The organism is Paracidovorax sp., from assembly GCF_057642795.1.
Window position 1 is genome coordinate 497,900 of the sequence record NZ_JBXYZY010000021.1, and the last position, 14,541, is coordinate 512,440.

The window sequence follows — 14,541 nt, forward strand, 5'->3', positions numbered from 1 at the left end:
CACCATGTACCAATACACAGAATTCGACAAACAGTTCATCCGCCTGCGCGCGGAGCAATACCGCGACCAGCTGGAGCGCTACCAGGCCGGCAAGCTCACGGGCGACGACTTCAAGCCGCTGCGCCTGCAGAACGGCTGGTATGTGCAGCGCTATGCACCCATGCTGCGCGTGGCCGTACCCTACGGCGAGCTCTCCAGCACCCAGCTGCGCACGCTGGCCCGCGTGGCCCGCGAATACGACCAGCCTGATGCGGCCCTGCTGGCCGAGGCCCAGGCCGCGCAGGAAAAGCTGGGCGACATCACCCTGGCCGACGGCCGCCGCATCGGCACCCGGCTGAAGTACGGCTACGGCCACTTCACCACCCGTACCAACGTGCAGTTCAACTGGATCCCGCTGGACAAGAGCGCCGACGTGATGGACCTGCTGGCCAGCGTGCAGATGCACGGCATCCAGACCAGCGGCAACTGCATCCGCAACATCAACAGCGACGCGCTGGCCGGCATCGCCGCCGACGAGATCGCCGACCCGCGCCCCTTCGCCGAGATCCTGCGCCAGTGGAGCACGCTGCACCCCGAATTCGCCTTCCTGCCGCGCAAGTTCAAGGTGTCGCTGAGCGGCGCTCGCGAAGACCGCGCCGCCCTGGGCTGGTACGACGTGGGCCTGCAGCTGCTCAAGAACGAGGCCGGCGAGCTGGGCTTCAAGGTGCGCGTGGGCGGCGGCATGGGCCGCACGCCCACCATCAGCCCGGTGCTGCGCGAGTTCCTGCCCTGGAACCACCTCATGAACTACCTGGAGGCCGTGATCCGCGTCTATAACCGCTACGGCCGCCGCGACAACGCCTGGAAGGCGCGCATCAAGATCCTGGTGAAGGCCGAGGGGCAGAGCTTCATCGACCAGGTCGATGAGGAATTCCGCCAGATCGTCGAGGTCGAAGGCGGCCCGCACACCATCACCCAGGCCGAGTACGACCGCGTGGCATCCCACTTCCAGGACCCGGCGCTCGACCTCTCCCCCGCCGACGCCGAGGCCGAAACCCTGGCCCTGCTGCGCGCGGCCGGCGAAGAAGACCGCAACTTCGGCCGCTGGCTGCAAAGCAACGTGCTGCCGCACCGCCTGCCGCAGCTGCGCGCCGTCGTGCTGTCGTTCAAGCGCCTGGGCTATGCGCCCGGCGACGCCACCGGCGACCAGATGGATGCCGCCGCCGACCTGGCCGACCGCTTCTCGGCCGGCGAGCTGCGCGTGACGCACGAGCAGAACCTGGTGCTGCCCTGGGTGCGCCGCGACCAGCTGCCCGCCCTCTACAAGGCCGCCAAGGCGCTGGGCCTGGCCCAGCCCAACATCGGCCTCTTGACCGACATGATCGCCTGCCCGGGCGGCGACTTCTGCTCGCTGGCCAACGCGCGCTCGCTGCCCATCGCCGAAGCCATCACCGAGCGCTACCAGGACCTGGACGAGCTCTGGGACCTGGGCGAGATCGACCTGCACATCAGCGGCTGCATCAACAGCTGCGGCCACCACCACAGCGGCCACATCGGCATCCTGGGCGTCGATAAGGACGGCAAGGAGTGGTACCAGATCACGCTGGGCGGCGCCGACGGCTCCGACCTCTCGGGCCCCGCCCAGCCGGGCAAGGTCATCGGCCCGTCGTTCAGCGCCTCCGAGGTGCCCGGCGTGATCGAGGCCCTGCTGGCGACCTACCGCGAACACCGCCAGACCGTGGCCGAGGACGCCGCCAGCGGCCCGCGCCAGGAGCACTTCATCGACACCGTGCGCCGCATCGGCCTGGAGCCCTTCAAGGCCGCCGGCAGCGCCGCCCGCCACCCGGCCGAAGCCGCTCCTGCCGCCGCCTGAACCGCCCGAACCCTTTCCGAGAATCACTATGAAAATAATAGCTAGCAGCGCGCATTCCACGGGCGCAGAAGGCCAGAAAGTGCTGGAACTGGCCAACGATGCCGACCCGCTCGCGCAAGACCTGGCCGGCGTCACCCGCATCGACCTGCACTTCCCCAAGTTCACCGACGGCCGCGCCTTCAGCCAGGCCCGCCTGCTGCGCGGCCGCCTGAAGTTCACCGGCGAGATCCGCGCCACCGGCGACGTGCTGGTGGACCAGGTGCTGCAGATGGCGCGCTGCGGCTTCGACGTGGCCGTGCTGCGCGAAGACCAGGACATCGCCGCCGCCGAGCGCCAGCTGCACCGCTTCCCGGCCTTCTACCAGGGCGATGCGCAGCACGCGCTGCCGCACTTCCGCCAGGCCGAGGCGGCCTGAGCCCCCTCTGCACTGCACCACACCCGACACGACCCAGCGAAAGAAGCCCCGCGCATGAACGCCCGCATCGACGAACCCCTGGCCGCCACGGCGGCCCTGAGCCAGCTCAGCAACCGCCACCTGGACGCGCTGGAAGAAGAGACCATCTTCATCCTGCGCGAGGTGGCCGCCGCCTTCGAACGCCCCGCCCTGCTGTTCTCGGGCGGCAAGGACTCGCTGGTCATGCTCAAGTGCGCCGAAAAGGCCTTCGGCGCCGGCCGCATCCCCTACCCGCTGCTCATGATCGACACCGGCCACAACTTCCCCGAAGTGACCGACTTCCGCGACTTCCGCGCCCAGGAACTGGGCGCCGAGCTCATCGTGCGCAGCGTGGAGGATTCGATGGCGCGCGGCACGGTGCGCCTGGCCCATCCGGGCGAATCGCGCAACGTCCACCAGTCGGTGACGCTGCTCGAAGCCATCGAGGAATTCCGCTTCGACGCCCTCATCGGCGGCGCCCGCCGCGACGAGGAAAAGGCCCGCGCCAAGGAACGCATCTTCAGCCACCGCGACAGCTTCGGCCAGTGGCAGCCCAAGGCCCAGCGGCCCGAACTCTGGACCCTGTTCAACACCCGCCTGGCGCCCGGCGAGCACTTCCGCGTGTTCCCCATCAGCAACTGGACCGAGCTGGACGTGTGGCAGTACATCGACCGCGAGCAGATCGCCCTGCCCTCGCTCTACTACACCCACAAGCGCCAGGTGGTCGAACGCAAAGGCCTGCTGGTGCCCGTGACCGAACTCACCCCGCCGCGCGACGGCGAAACGGTGGAAACGCGCGACGTGCGCTTCCGCACCGTGGGCGACATCACCTGCACCTGCCCCGTGGAGAGCCCCGCCGCCACCGCCGCCGACATCGTCATCGAGACGCTGGCCGCCGACGTGAGCGAACGCGGCGCCACCCGCATGGACGACAAGACCTCCGACGCCTCCATGGAAAAGCGCAAGAAGGACGGGTATTTCTGATGACGACTATGAATTCGATAGCTGACAACGCAGGCGCAGCAATCGCTGCAGGCCAGAACGACCACCAATCCGCGCTCAAGTTCATCACCTGCGGCTCGGTCGATGACGGCAAGAGCACGCTCATCGGCCGCCTGCTGGTGGACAGCCGCGCCGTGCTGCAGGACCACCTGGCCGGCGTAACGCGCGGTGGCGAAACCGATCTGGCGCTGCTGACCGATGGCCTCTCCGCCGAGCGCGAGCAGGGCATCACCATCGACGTGGCCTACCGCTACTTCGCCACCGAGACGCGCAAGTTCATCATCGGCGACACGCCGGGCCACGAGCAGTACACCCGCAACATGGTCACCGCCGCCAGCAGCGCCGATGCCGCCGTGGTGCTGGTCGATGCCACCAAGCTCGACTGGAAGAACCCGCAGCTGGCCCTGCTGCCGCAGACCCGCCGCCACTCGCTGCTGGTCAACCTGCTGCGCGTGCCCTCGCTGGTGTTCGCCGTGAACAAGCTGGACGCGGTCGAAGACCCCGCCCTCGCCTTCACGCACATCCGCGCCGCGCTGGACCGGTTCGCCCAGGCGGCCGGCATCTCCGTGCGCGCCACCGTGCCCGTGTCGGCCCTCAAGGGCTGGAACGTGGTCGATCCGCAGGCCGGCTGGTGCGGCTACGAAGGGCCCAGCCTGCTGCAGATCCTCGAATCGCTGCCCGGCACGCCGGCCGACACGGCGCTGCCGCTGGCCTTCCCGGTGCAGTGGGTCGAGAAGTTCTCCTCGTCCGCCGACACCACCCAGGGCCGGCGCGTCTTCTGGGGCCGCGTGGCCGCAGGCAGCGTGGCGCCCGGCACCGCCGTGCAGATCTTCCCGAGCGGCCAGCTGGCCACCGTGGCCCAGGTGCTGGACCATGCCCGCCGCCCCGGCGACGTGGCGGCCGGCACCAGCGCCGGCATCATCCTGGACCGCGAAGTCGATGTCTCGCGCGGCGACTGGCTGCTGGCCGCGCCCGCGGCGCCGGCCGCCGCTGCGGCCGACGACGACTTCGGCGACACGCCTGCCGCCGCATCGCCCTGGCCCGGCCAGCGCGAGCTGCGCACCACTGTCGCCTGGATGGACGACGAGCCCCTGGTCGCCGGCCGCGTCTATTGGGCGCTGCACGGTCACCGCTGGGTCAAGGCCAAGGTGCGCCGCGTGGTCCATCGGCTCGACATCAACACCCTGGCCGAGGAGGATGCGAACCAGCTCGACCCCAACGCCATCGGCCACGTCGAGCTGCTGCTGCAGGAAGCCCTGCCCGCCGCGCCCTTCAGCCAGGCCCGCGTGCTGGGCTCACTGATCCTGGTCGATACCGCCAGCCACAAGACGGCCGGCGCCGTGCTGGTGAATTGAGCCGCGTCAAGGCGCGTAGACCCTGCCGTGAAAAGACGGGCTGCGGCCCGTCTTTCGATCCCGCCTAAAATCGCGGGTTACCCCCGAATACCCAGATACCGAACATGACTCACGTCGTCTCCGAAAACTGCATCAAGTGCAAGTACACCGATTGCGTGGACGTGTGCCCCGTGGACTGCTTCCGCGAAGGCCCGAACTTCCTCGTGATCGACCCCGACGAATGCATCGACTGCGCCGTCTGCATTCCCGAATGCCCAGCCAATGCCATCTTCGCTGAAGAAGACCTGCCGGCCGACCAGATCGCCTTCATCAAGCTCAACGCCGAACTCTCGCCCCAGTTCAAGAGCATCACCAAGCGCAAGCCCGCATTGCCCGACGCCGACGAGTGGAACGGCAAGCCCGGCAAGCTTGCCGAACTGATCCGCTGAAGTGATGGATGTCTCCGCCCGAGCGGCTTCGCCGCTCCCCCCTTCTCTGGCGGCGCTTCGCTGGCCGGAAGGGGGCGATGCCAGCGCGGCGGGGCGAGCCCGTGCGCGGCGTCTGCCGGCCTGGGCCGTGGCGGAGGTCCGTGCCGCTACCCTCGCTCCTCGCAAGGGTGTCGTGAGCCGCTGCGCACGTGATTGAAGACATTCACCCGATCGAAGCCGATGCCGTCGTCATCGGCGCAGGGCCGGCCGGCCTGTTCCAGGTTTTTCAGCTCGGGCTGCAGGGCATTGCCGCCCACTTGATCGACGCCCTGCCCCACACGGGCGGCCAATGCGCCGAGCTCTATCCCGACAAGCCCATCTACGACGTTCCCGGCGTGCCGGTCTGCACCGGACGCGAGTTGGTCGCGCTGCTGGAGCAGCAGATCGCCCCCTTCCCGCTGCAGCGCCACCTGGGCCAGACCGTTGCCGAACTGTCGCTGCAGCCCGATGGCCGCGTGCGGCTGCAGACCAGCGCCGGCACCCGGCTGCTGGCACGCACCGTGTTCATCGCAGCCGGCGTGGGCGCCTTCGTGCCACGCGCCGTCAAAGCCGAGGGCATCGACGCCTTCGCCGGCACGCAGCTGCTCTATCACCCCGACACCGCCACGCTCCCAGCCCGCGCAGCCGGCCGCCATGTCGTGGTGCACGGCGGCGAAGATGGCGCCGTGCTGGCCGCCATCGCCTGCGCCCGAGCAAAGAGTGCCGAGGCTCCCGCGAGCGTCACCCTGCTGCACCGGCGCGACGTTTTCCAGGCGCCGCCCGAGGCGCTGGCCGAACTCGCCGCGCTGCGCGAGAGCGGCCGCATCCGCGTCGTGGCCGGGCAGATCACGGGCATCGAGGCGGCCGGTGGCCGCCTGCAGGCCCTGCAGCTGGCTCTGCCTGACGGTGGCATGTCGCGCCTGCCGCTCGACCTGCTGCTGGCCTACCTGGGTATTTCGCCGCGCCTGGGTCCCGTGGCCGACTGGGGCCTGGCCATGGAACGCAAGCAGCTCGTGGTGGACCCGGCCAGCTTCCGCACCAGCATCCCCGCCATCCACGCGGTGGGCGACATCAACACCTACCCCGGCAAGCGCAAGCTGCTGCTCTGCGCCTTCCACGAAGCCACCCTGGCCGCCTTCGCCGCCGCCGAAACCCTGAACGGCGGCCCAGTGGCGCTGCAATACACCACCACCAGCACCCGCTTGCACGAGCGGCTGGGTGTGGCAGCGCCCGCCGTCTGAGCGCGCCCAGGACCGCCCGGGCCCTGGCGGCCGGCGACCGGCCCGCGCAATCCCGCGCGTCCCCTTCGCCCCGTTCGCGCTCAGCCGTAGAGGCCGTGCAGGAACCACCGCCCCTCCAGGTCGCGGAACACCCACACATAGCCTGCCGCATCGCCATGGGCGACGAAATAGTCGCGGCGCGCCGGGCCTTCGCCCGACGCCTCGTCCGGGGTGCCGGACGCCTCCCACCAGGCGGCCTCGAAACGTTCCGGCCCGGCCAGCAGCCGTAGCGGCCCGTGCAGGCAGGGGCGGTGGCGCTGCACCGCCAGTGGCTCGGGCGGCTGCACCAGCCAGGCCGGCCAGAGCGCGGCACGCGGGTCGGTGGCAGCGGTGGTGGTGCCGATGCGGCCCGCCGACACAGCACCGCCGCCCTCCATGGCGTGCCAGGACTGCATGCGTTCGGGCCGGTGGTCGGCATGCAGCTGCACGGCCTGCACGCGGTGCGCTCCCAGCCGGGCGGACCAGCGTTCCTGCAGCTGATGCCACGGCTCGCCCACGGCCTCGTGCGGGCCTGGCGGCAGCAGGCTGCCGCTGGCCGCAGCCGCCGGCCCGGTCTGCAGGGCGCGCAGGGCGATGCGATCCACCGGGGCCGAGAACCGGCAGTGCGCCAGCCGCTCGGCCAGCAGCCGCCGCAGGTGTGCCATCTCCTGCGCGGGCTCGGCCGTGCGCAGATCCACGCCATCCCAGGGCGGCAGGTCCAGTCCGTCAAGGCGGCGCAGGTGGTGGTGCCATTGCAGGCGCAGGGCCAGCACGCCCTGGTGGCGCCCCTGCAGCCAGCCCTGCAAGGCCTGCAGCAGAGCGCTGGCGGACCACAGCAGGGCCGGGGCCGATTCGGCCAGAGCGGGCAGCTCGGCCTCCAGGGCGAAAACCTCGGGCAACGCCACCCACGGCGGCTGGTGCGGCGCGTCGCCCCAGGCCTGGTCCAGCGCATGCAGCAGGGGCCCGCCGAAGCGCCGCGCCACCCCGGCGCGGGGCAGCGCCCGCAAAGCGCCCCAGGTGCGGCAGCCCAGCTGCGCCAGCCCATGGGCATGAGGCCGCGCTGCGCTCAGGGTACGCAGCGGCAGATCGTGCGGCAGGCGCTGCGGCAGCGGATGGCCGGCCTGCAGCAAGCGTAGCTGGGCCAGAGCCTGCAGGGCCGTGGGGCCTTGGGCCAGCGGCAGATCGGTTGACGAGGCAACGCCAGGCGCGTCGGCGCGCAGCTGCTCCAGCAGCGCCGGCAGACCGCCCCACAGGCGTGCGGTGGTGGAAATCTCGGCCAGCACCGCCTCGTCGATCACGGCCACGCGCGGGGAAAAGCGCAGCGCCCACCAGGCACCGGCCTCGGCCGGCACGCCGGGCGCGGCGGGCTCATCCGCGCACAAGGGCAGTGCGACCCAGTGCATGCAGCAGTCCCGATGGCGAAAGAGAAGACGAGGCGGCGGGGGCCGGCTGGCGGCGGGCCTGCAACAGCCGGCCGGCGTCCTTGCGCGCCTGCTGCTGGCGGTGCGCCTGGGCTTCCAACACGGCCGGCAATGCAGGCGGGCGCAACGGCAGCATGACGGGTTCGAGCAAGGGCGGCCCGCGACGCTTGATCACCTGCACGCGGAGCTCGGCGCCAGCCCGCTGCACCCACAGCCGCAGCGGCGCGGGCGAAGCCTGGGCGCGCTGCGCCTCGGGGCGCAGGACCCACAGCCAGCGCCCCTGCTGGGCTGCGGCCAGGTGCAGGCGCCGCAGCATCTCCGGCCGCGCATGCGGCAGCCAGGCCAGAACCGCCAGCACGTCGCGGCAGCGCAGCGCCTGCTCGCTCGCCCAGCAGGCTTCTGCCGCCTGGCAGGTGCCGGGCAGCACCACGCACAACCGCTGGGCCGGCAGGCCGGCGGCCTGCAGGGCGGGCGCGAAGGGCTCATGGGGCGGAGCCACCAGCACCACGCGCCCGGGCTCGCCCTCAGCCACCGCCAGAGCCAGGCCGGGCAGAACGAGGGGCCACGCCTGCATGGCCTGCGCCGGCAGCAGCAGCTCCGCCATCGCGCCCAAAGGCCAACCACCGCCGGGCAGCTGGGCATCGAGCGATGCATGGCCCGTGGGCCGGTTGCGGTGCGGCGCTGCCGCCCCCCACGATCCGCCCTGCCAGACGCCTGGCACCTCGGGCACGCCACGGCCCGGCTGCCGCAGGGCAGCGGCGGTCACGGCATGGAGCGAGGCAGGGATGGACATGGGACGACAGCAAAATACTGTTCAAATATACAGCATTGCTACCTCCCAGACCACAGGGTTCGTCAGTGCATCTGCCCTTGGCCCTCATTCAGGGCCGTTCCGGGCACAGGGGACACCCTCAGGAATCGGGGCTTCAGGCCGTGCCCAGTCCTTGCGCACAGGCGTCGCGCCAGTCGGCTACCGCGGCATCGCACACGTCTGCGCGCTGAGCCAGTTGCGGCCAGCGGCTATAGCTGGCGTCGAGAATGCTCTGCAGCTGCCACAGCGCCTCGCGGCCCAGCAGCTCCAGCTCGGCCAGGCCCTCGGGGTCGTCTTGCAAGGAGGGCAGCATTTCGGCCTGCTGGCGCGGGTGCGAACCCGCCTCGTAGAGAGCCTTCTGCAGGGCGATCAGCCACAGGTCGATGTAGGCACAGGCCTTGCCGGACGCCAGGGCCAGCTGGTCGGCGGGCAGCCCCGCGCGAACCTTGTCCCACGAGCCAAAGGCCTCCGATAGCACCTCGATGCCGAGCGCCACCTGGCGCTGCAGCGCAATGGGGTCGGCCGCTCCTGTGGGGAGCTTTTGCAACAGAGGCAGCAGCAGCGCCGTGAGCGCCGGCGGGAACTTGCGGTGATTCAGCCGGAGAGACAGCGACAGCCGCTGGGCCGGCTCGTCACGGTATTTCTCGAAAAACGCGGCCACCACCTCCGACAGCAGCAGGATCTGGCCGGTAGGCGAGATCTGCCCGCCATCCAGCCCTCGGGGGTAGCCGGTGCCATCCATGCGCTCGTGGTGCTCCAGTACGGCGGTTTCGACTGACTTGGGATAGACGTGCAGCGCGCGGATGACGAGCATCGCCGTCACCGGATGCGCCACCAGATGTTTGCGGCCCGGGCCTGTCACCTTGTGCACCGGGTCGCGCCAGACCGGGTCCATGTGCAGTACACCGATGTCGTGCAGCAGCGCGGCGGCGGCCAGCGGCGTGCATTCCCGCTCATTCAAACCGCTTCGCAGGCCCAGGAACAGGGCCGTCAGCATCACGAGCACGCTGTGCGAGAGCAATTCGGGACGCTGCTCGCGCATCACGGTCAGCTTGAAGGCCATGGGCGGCGGCAGCGGCAGCGACCGCAACGGAGCCAGCAGCCGATCTGCGCCGCCCGCCGCCGCCGCCAGCATGCTGGCCAGCGGTTCGCTACTGCACTGAGCCCGCGCCATCCCGATCAGATCAGGCACGGTGATCGCATCTTCCACGCCCAGCTGCTCGTCAATGGAGCCGCGCAGCTTGTGATGCACCAGCCGCTCGTAGAGCCGGCTGTCCACGCGCGCACCTTTGTCCAGAAGCTTGATGCCGCTGTCGGTATAGAGGGCGTCGCGCGCCACCACCGTGCACCGCTCTGCCATGTCGGTCACAGCGCGCAGGTAGTGCTTGTCGCCGGCCTGGTCAGCGCCGGCAAGGGAGTCGGCGTTCTGGGAAAGAGCGTTCATTCAGACAGAAGGAGTAGGCTGAGAAGCGAGCACTGTTGCGAGCAATATAAGCCGCTTTCCCTCCTCCACGAAAGAGTCTGCGCCTGCCCTGCTGCGGTGCATGCGCGCCGGGCCGCCCTCCCATCCGCGCGCAGATGGCTTCAGCGCAACTCGAAGCCCTGCTCCCGAACGGCCTGAGAGTCCAGACCGATCTGCACGTTGAAACGGCCCGGCTCGGCCACGTGTTCCAGGCGGGCGTTGAAGAATTTGAGCTGCTCTTCGGTGATCGGGAAGCGCAGCACGCGCTCCTCGCCCGGCTGCAACATCAGCTTGCGAAAGCCCTTGAGCTCCTTGACCGGGCGCACCACCGATGCGGCGACGTCCTGGATATAGAGCTGCACCACGGTCTCGCCCGCGCGCCGGCCGGTGTTCTTCACCGTCACCGCGGCCTCGATCTGCCCGCCGCGCGCCATCGTCGGGCTGGAGAGCACGACATCGGAGAGCGCGAAGTCGGTGTAGCTCAGGCCGTAGCCGAAGGGATAGAGCGGGCCGGTCACTTCCTCGAAGTACTGCGAGGTGTAGTTGCCGGGCTTGCCCTCGGTGAACGGGCGGCCCAGGCGCGCATGGTTGTAGTAGGTGGGGATCTGGCCCACCGAGCGCGGGAACGAGATCGGCAGCTTGCCCGAGGGGTTGTAGTCGCCGAAGAGCACGTCGCTGATGGCGTTGCCGCCTTCGGTGCCGGCGTACCAGGTTTCCAGGATCGCATCGGCCTCCTTCTGCTCGCGCTGCAGCGCCAGCGGGCGGCCGTTCATCAGCACCAGCACCAGTGGCTTGCCGGTGGCCTTGAGGGCGGTGATCAGGTCGCGCTGGCTCTGCGGCAGATCCAGGCTGGTGCGGCTCGACGATTCGTGCGACATGCCGCGCGCCTCGCCCACGGCGGCCACGATCACGTCGGACTGCTGCGCCAGGCGCACGGCCTCCTGGATCATCTCGGCCGGCGTGCGCGGGTCCTGCGTGACCTCGGGCGCATCCCAGTTGAGGAAGTTCAGGTACTTGACGATGGCTTCGTCGCCGGTGATGTTGGCGCCCCGCGCATAGGTCACCCGCCCGCCCTGGCCGATGGCGGCGTTCAGCCCGGCGCGCAGGGTCACGGCCAGCTTGTCGTAGCCGGCGGCAGACCAGCTGCCCAGCATGTCGATCGGCGCATCGGCCAGCGGTCCGACCAGGGCAATGGAAGCCTTCCTGGAGAGCGGCAGCGTGCCATTGCGGTTTTCCAGCAGCACCAGCGACTGGCGCGCCACCTCGCGCGCGGCCGGCCGGTCGAGGCGGCTGTCGGCCTTGAGATCCGCCGGGTCGTCCTTGGCCGCGCCGATGCGCAGGTAGGGGTTCTTGAAAAGGCCCATGTCGTACTTGGCGCCGAGCACCTCGGTCACCGCGTTGTCGATCTGCTGCATCGGCACTTCGCCGGAGCGCACCAGGCCGGGCAGCTCCTTCCAGTACACCGAGTCGGCCATGCTCATGTCGATGCCGGCGCGGATGGCGAGCTTGGCGGCCTCGCGCTCGTCGCGGGCCACGCCGTGGCGCGTCAGCTCGACGATGGCGCCGTGGTCGCTCACCGTCACGCCCTTGAAGCCCCAGTCGCGGCGCAGCAGGTCCTGCATCAGCCAGGTGTTGGAGGTGGCCGGCACGCCGTTGATGGAGTTCAGCGCCACCATCACGCCGCCCGCGCCCGCGTCGATCGCGGCCTTGTAGGGCGGCAGGTAGTCCTGGTACATGCGCATCGGGCTCATGTCCACGGCGTTGTAGTCACGCCCGCCTTCCACCGCGCCATAGAGCGCGAAGTGCTTGACGCTCGCCATGATGCGGTCCGCCGCCAGCGGCCGCTGCGGGCCCTGGAAGCCCTGCACCGTGGCCCGGGCGATCTGCGACACCAGGTACGGGTCTTCGCCGAAGCCCTCGGAGGTGCGGCCCCAGCGCGGATCGCGCGAGATGTCCACCATGGGCGCGAAGGTCATGTCGATGGAGTCGGCCGCCGCTTCCCGCGCGGCCGTGCGCGCCATGCGCTCCACGGAGGCCATGTCCCAGGTGGACGCCAGGCCCAGGCCGATCGGGAAGGTGGTGCGGTGGCCGTGGATGACGTCGTAGGCGAAGAACATCGGGATCTTCAGCCGCGTCTTCATGGCCGCATCCTGCAGCCGGCGGTTGTCGGGGCGGTTCACCGAGTTGAAGGTGCCGCCCACGTGGCCGGCAGTGATCTCATCGGCCAGTTGCCCTATGGGCATCTCCGGGCCGATGCTGATCAGGCGCAGCTGGCCGATCTTCTCTTCCAGGGTCATGCGGCCGACCAGGTCGGCCACGAAGGTCTTCTTCGCCTCTGCAGGGTTCGGCTGCTGCGCCTGCGCCCAGGCGGCGGGGGCCGCCAGCGCAGCGGACAGCACAAGAATCCACGATTGCTTCATTCAGTCACTTTCGGATGGTTGGCGCGGGTGGTGCGGGCTGGCCGCGCTCTGGGCACGTGCGGGCGATCGGCCACCGGGGCTTTGCATGCCAGGGCATGCGGCCGGCCAGACACAAGGCGGCACGGCGGGTGGCGAATGCTAAGCTCAAGTCCGCGTTCCGCGCCCGAAACCGGCCCCTGAACTGTTGCATGCCGCAACATGCCGGGGGCCCGGCAGGAAGTTTGCTTCGGCTCCATCGCACACGCCACGGCCCGGCGCCGAGGGTGCAGGGCCCGACCGAAGCCAGCGCCTGGCGCCGCGCCGCCGCGTTACGCTCCGTCACGCCGCAGCCTGTCCACTGAACTACCGTCCCTGTCCATGACCCTGTTGTTTGCCGCCGCACGCCTGCGCACCCGATCGCTTCTGGCCCTCGCCGGTCTCGCCACCCTCATCTGCCTGCCTGTTGCGGGCCACGCCCAGGCGTTCTCGCTCGACGACGTCACCCGCCAGGCCCGCGACCTGATGGAAAAGCCCTACGTGGCCCCCGCGAACAACCTGCCGCCCGTCTTCAGCGGCATGCAGTTCGCCGACTACCAGAAGATGCAGCCGCGCGCGGACCGCTTCGAGTGGCGCGACCAGCCCACGCCCTTTCGCCTGAGCTTCTACCACCAGGGTATGCAGTTCAACGCCCCGGTGCGCATCAACGAGATCACGCCCCAAGGCGTGCAGGAGATCCACTACGACGCCGGGCGCTTCGACTTCGGCGACCTGAACTTCGACCGCAGCGCCACCAGCACCCTCGGATACGCGGGCTTTCGCGTGCTCTACCCCATCAACCAGCCCGGCAAGCTCGACGAGATCGTGAGCTTCCTGGGCGCGAGCTACTTCCGCGTGATCGGCAAGGGCCAGGTGTACGGCTTGTCCAGCCGCGGGCTGGCGATCGACACGGCGCCGCCGGGTGGCGAGGAGTTCCCCAACTTCCGCGAGTTCTGGATTCAGCGGCCCGCCGCGCAGGACCGCCAGCTGGTGATCTACGCCCTGCTCGACTCGCCGCGAGCCACCGGCGCCTACCGCTTCACCGTGGTGCCCGGCGGCAAGGATGCCGTGGTGGACGTGCAGGCCAACATTTTCCTGCGCGGTGACGTCAGGACGCTGGGCATCGCGCCGCTGACCAGCATGTTCCTGTATGGGCCCAACCAGCAGTCCGACCTCCAGCGCGGCAACTTCCGCCCGGCCATCCACGACTCCAACGGCCTGGCCATCCACACCGGCACGGGCGAATGGCTCTGGCGCCCGCTGAACAATCCGCGCCAGCTGGCGATCAGCTCCTTCGAGGTGGACAACCCCAAGGGCTTCGGCCTGCTGCAGCGCGGGCGCGAGTTCTCGCGCTACGAAGACCTCAAGGACCGCTACGACCTGCGCCCCAGCGCCTGGATCGAGCCGCTGGGCAACTGGGGCAAGGGCCACGTGACGCTGATGGAGATCCCCACACCCGACGAGACCAACGACAACATAGCGGCCTTCTGGACGCCCGACGCCCCGGCCCGCCGCGGCGACATGCTGCAGTTCGCCTACCGCATGCACTGGACGACGGACGAGCCCGCGCTGCACGGGGCGGACAACGCCTGGGTCAGGCAGACCCTGCACACCGAGAGCGAGGAACTGCAGGCCAACCTGATCCGCAAGCCCGATGGTGCCAGCGCCTTCCTGATCGACTTCGAAGGCCCCGCCGTGGCCCAGCTGCCGGAGGGCACGGCGATCACGCCCCAGGTCAGCGTGGACAGCAACGCCGACCTGCTGGGCGCGAGCCTGCAACGCAACCCCGCCATCCAGGGATGGCGCGTGACGGTGCGCGTGCGGGTCAAGAACCCCTCTCTGCCGGTGGAAATGCGCGCCACGCTGATGCAGGGCGACAGGGCCGTGAGCGAGACGTGGAGCTACCAGATTCCGGCCAATCCGCCCACGCCCGTGCAGACGCAGCCGCTCGCCCAGCCACCGGCGCCGGCCGAACCGACCAAGGCCACCACCACGCCCTGAAGGCGGAGAAGCGACTCACAAGCAAAAAGCCCGGTGATGCCGGGCTTTTTGCTTGGGGCACACG

11 protein-coding genes are annotated in these 14,541 nt (G+C 69.9%); 7 read left to right on the top strand and 4 right to left on the bottom strand.

What is annotated here, in order from left to right; all coding sequences use genetic code 11:
* Positions 1-4 precede the first annotated feature (4 nt).
* From AC3A84_RS09140 to AC3A84_RS09165, 6 genes are all read left to right on the top strand, one after another.
* Positions 5-1,852 carry a nitrite/sulfite reductase gene (locus AC3A84_RS09140; RefSeq protein WP_487969267.1) on the top strand — a complete coding sequence of 616 codons (1,848 nt, stop codon included), beginning with the start codon at positions 5-7 and terminating at the stop codon, positions 1,850-1,852.
* Positions 1,853-1,880: 28 nt separating this feature from the next.
* Positions 1,881-2,267 carry a DUF934 domain-containing protein gene (locus tag AC3A84_RS09145; protein ID WP_487969268.1) on the top strand — a complete coding sequence of 129 codons (387 nt, stop codon included), beginning with the start codon at positions 1,881-1,883 and terminating at the stop codon, positions 2,265-2,267.
* Positions 2,268-2,321: 54 nt separating this feature from the next.
* Positions 2,322-3,269, top strand: coding sequence for a sulfate adenylyltransferase subunit CysD (cysD, locus tag AC3A84_RS09150; protein WP_487969269.1), 948 nt, complete (start codon positions 2,322-2,324; stop codon positions 3,267-3,269).
* Positions 3,269-4,642: a sulfate adenylyltransferase subunit 1 gene (locus AC3A84_RS09155; RefSeq protein WP_487969270.1), complete on the top strand. Its 1,374-nt coding sequence runs from the start codon at positions 3,269-3,271 to the stop codon at positions 4,640-4,642. The genes cysD and AC3A84_RS09155 overlap by 1 nt, the downstream gene beginning before the upstream one ends.
* 104 nt (positions 4,643-4,746) lie before the next feature.
* Positions 4,747-5,070 carry a ferredoxin FdxA gene (gene fdxA / locus AC3A84_RS09160; RefSeq protein WP_487969271.1) on the top strand — a complete coding sequence of 108 codons (324 nt, stop codon included), beginning with the start codon at positions 4,747-4,749 and terminating at the stop codon, positions 5,068-5,070.
* 191 nt (positions 5,071-5,261) lie between these two features.
* Positions 5,262-6,329, top strand: a complete 1,068-nt coding sequence (locus AC3A84_RS09165; RefSeq protein WP_487969342.1) for an NAD(P)/FAD-dependent oxidoreductase — start codon at positions 5,262-5,264, stop codon at positions 6,327-6,329.
* An 80-nt stretch (positions 6,330-6,409) separates the two neighbouring features.
* Here AC3A84_RS09165 and AC3A84_RS09170 read toward each other — a convergent pair whose 3' ends face one another.
* The 4 genes from AC3A84_RS09170 to bglX form a co-directional block, all read right to left on the bottom strand.
* Positions 6,410-7,750, bottom strand: a complete 1,341-nt coding sequence (locus AC3A84_RS09170) for a DNA polymerase Y subunit UmuC family protein (protein WP_487969272.1) — start codon at positions 7,748-7,750, stop codon at positions 6,410-6,412.
* Entirely contained in the window at positions 7,716-8,561 is an 846-nt protein-coding gene (gene imuA / locus AC3A84_RS09175; protein ID WP_487969273.1) for a translesion DNA synthesis-associated protein ImuA, read from the bottom strand. Before imuA ends, AC3A84_RS09170 begins: the two co-directional genes overlap by 35 nt.
* Before the next feature lie 133 nt (positions 8,562-8,694).
* Complete coding sequence (locus AC3A84_RS09180; protein WP_487969274.1) at positions 8,695-10,023, bottom strand: HD-GYP domain-containing protein; 1,329 nt, start codon at positions 10,021-10,023, stop codon at positions 8,695-8,697.
* 140 nt (positions 10,024-10,163) lie between these two features.
* Positions 10,164-12,461, bottom strand: a complete 2,298-nt coding sequence (gene bglX / locus AC3A84_RS09185; RefSeq protein ID WP_487969275.1) for a beta-glucosidase BglX — start codon at positions 12,459-12,461, stop codon at positions 10,164-10,166.
* 357 nt (positions 12,462-12,818) lie between these two features.
* Between bglX and AC3A84_RS09190 the strand changes: the two genes are divergently transcribed.
* Entirely contained in the window at positions 12,819-14,477 is a 1,659-nt protein-coding gene (locus AC3A84_RS09190) for a glucan biosynthesis protein G (RefSeq protein ID WP_487969276.1), read from the top strand.
* Positions 14,478-14,541 lie beyond the last annotated feature (64 nt).